This is a genomic window from Arthrobacter sp. Y3223164 (assembly GCF_059091005.1).
Window position 1 is genome coordinate 1 of record NZ_JBNHGF010000463.1, and the last position, 1,880, is coordinate 1,880.

Sequence of the window (1,880 nt, forward strand, 5' to 3'; positions counted from 1 at the left end):
GCGCTACCGCCGGAGGAACCGCCCGGGCTCAGCGCCGGGTCCAGCGGGTTGCGGGCCGGCGGCGCCACACGGTTCTCGCTGTAGGAGGTCAGCCCGAATTCGGGGACTTGGGTCTTGCCGAGGCTGATGCTGCCGGCGGATTCGAGGACGTTCACCAAGGGGTGGTTGGCCAGGGCGGGCCGATGCTCCAGGGCCGCGCTGCCGTGGGTGGTCGGGACGCCGGCCACATCCGTGAGGTCCTTGTAGGCCACCGGCAGGCCGTGCAGCCGGCCCAGGGTCCCGCCGCGTGCCTGGTGGTCGTCCGCGGAGCGTGCCTGCTTGAGCGCCTGGTCGGCGGTGACGGTGATGAAGGCGCCGAGCCTGGGATTCAGGGCATCGATGCGCTGGAGGTAATGCTCCGTCAGTTCGAGGGCGGACAGTTCGCCGCGGGCCACGGCGTCGCGCTGGGCGACGGCCGTCAAGTCATGCAAAGCAGTCATCGCCCGTAAGCGTAGCCCCGCCCGGCGGTGCGGGCTAATCCGCGCGTCCCACCGGCGCGCCGGGTCAGCCGAGGAACCTGGTGTCGATCGGTTCCTCCACCGCGATGGCGTCGGGCCCGTCCCCGGCCTGGGCTGTCACGCGGTAGGCGAGTTTCCCGTCGGTCTCGCTGACCGCCTCGGCCAGTTCGGTGCCGCGGTAGACCAGTCCGACCCCGTCGTCGGTGCAGTGCGTTTCGCCCAGGATGCCGTCCGCCACGAGCCGGTGCACCAACGGCCGGCGCTGCGGTTCCGAGTCGTAGTGGACGCCGTTGTCGTAGGGCAGCAACGCCAGCCCGTTCGTGACCGGCCGCAGCTCGGGGCCGAAGGAGTCGGTAGTGCCGCCGCGGAACCAGCAGATGGAACCGGCGGAGACCCCTGCCAGCACCACGCCGGCCTGCCAGACCCGCCTGAAAATGGCGTCCAGGCCGTGGACCCGCCACACCGCCAGCAGGTTCGCCACCGAACCGCCGCCCACCCACACCACATCCTGGCCCAGCAGGTGTTCCTCGATGTCCGCCACATTGGGCATGGTGAACAGGTTCAGATGGCTCAGGCCGTAACCGGCAACCCTGGCCGCCTCGTCCAGCTCGGCCTGGAGCCAGCGCTGGTCGCCGCCGGCGGTGCCCACGTGGACCAGCCGCGGTGCCCGCCCCGTGGGCCCCGCCAGTTCGACGGCGTGGTGCACCAGGTGGTGGAACGCGATCCGGCTGCGAACGCCGGCCGTGATTCCGCCGGACGTAGCAAGGATGGTCGGCTGGTCTGCGGCCATCGGTACCCCTGTCTCATTACGGTGCGGCGGACGATCCCACTATAGGCTTGGAAAGGGGGCAAATCGCGGGTGCGCCCGGAGCAGGAATTCACCAGCGGCGGCACGGCCCGCCGCGGATCACGGAGGTTGCCATGAGCGATATCGAGAATGTGGATGTCAACAGCATCGGCGGCGACGCCACCATTCTGGACGTGCGCGAAGACTATGAATGGGAAGCCGGACACATTGCGGGCGCCGTGCACATCCCGCTCAACGAGCTGCCGCTGCGCCTGGAGGAACTGGACCCCGATGTGGACCTGCATGTGGTGTGCCGCAGCGGCGGTCGGTCCTTCCGGGCCACCGAATGGCTGAACGGGAACGGATACTCGGCGGTGAACGTCGACGGCGGGATGGGTGCCTGGCTGGATGCCGGCAAACCGATCGTCTCGGAGAACGGGCAGGAGCCCCGGGTCCAGTAATGGCAGGCGTCTACACCTTCCTGGGGCCGGAGGGAACCTTCACCGAGGCCGCCCTCCTCCAGGTTCCCGGGGCGGCTGCCGCGCGCCGGATTCCGGCCGCGAGTGTCGACGCCGCCGTGGACGCCGTTCGCGCGG

Annotated in this window: 3 protein-coding genes and 1 pseudogene; 2 read left to right on the plus strand and 2 right to left on the minus strand. The window is 70.1% G+C overall.

All coding sequences use genetic code 11. The features are described from left to right. On the minus strand, positions 1-479 hold a 479-nt coding region (locus AC5RUJ_RS15410; RefSeq protein WP_494156152.1), incomplete at its 3' end, for an amidase family protein. 64 nt (positions 480-543) lie between these two features. Further along, entirely contained in the window at positions 544-1,287 is a 744-nt protein-coding gene (locus AC5RUJ_RS15415; RefSeq protein WP_494023934.1) for a Type 1 glutamine amidotransferase-like domain-containing protein, read from the minus strand. Between the two features lie 131 nt (positions 1,288-1,418). Between AC5RUJ_RS15415 and AC5RUJ_RS15420 the strand changes: the two genes are divergently transcribed. Together AC5RUJ_RS15420 and AC5RUJ_RS15425 are read left to right on the plus strand one after the other, a co-directional pair. Then, positions 1,419-1,745, plus strand: a complete 327-nt coding sequence (locus AC5RUJ_RS15420; RefSeq protein ID WP_494001915.1) for a rhodanese-like domain-containing protein — start codon at positions 1,419-1,421, stop codon at positions 1,743-1,745. After that, positions 1,745-1,880 (plus strand): annotated as a pseudogene (locus AC5RUJ_RS15425) (prephenate dehydratase); the annotation flags it as partial. The gene AC5RUJ_RS15420 and the pseudogene AC5RUJ_RS15425, both read left to right, overlap by 1 nt.

Coding starts and splice junctions, on each gene's coding strand:
- AC5RUJ_RS15415 (WP_494023934.1), bottom strand. CDS start 1,287: ATGGCCGCAGACCAGCCGACCATCCTTGCTACGTCCGGCGGAATCACG.
- AC5RUJ_RS15420 (WP_494001915.1), top strand. CDS start 1,419: ATGAGCGATATCGAGAATGTGGATGTCAACAGCATCGGCGGCGACGCC.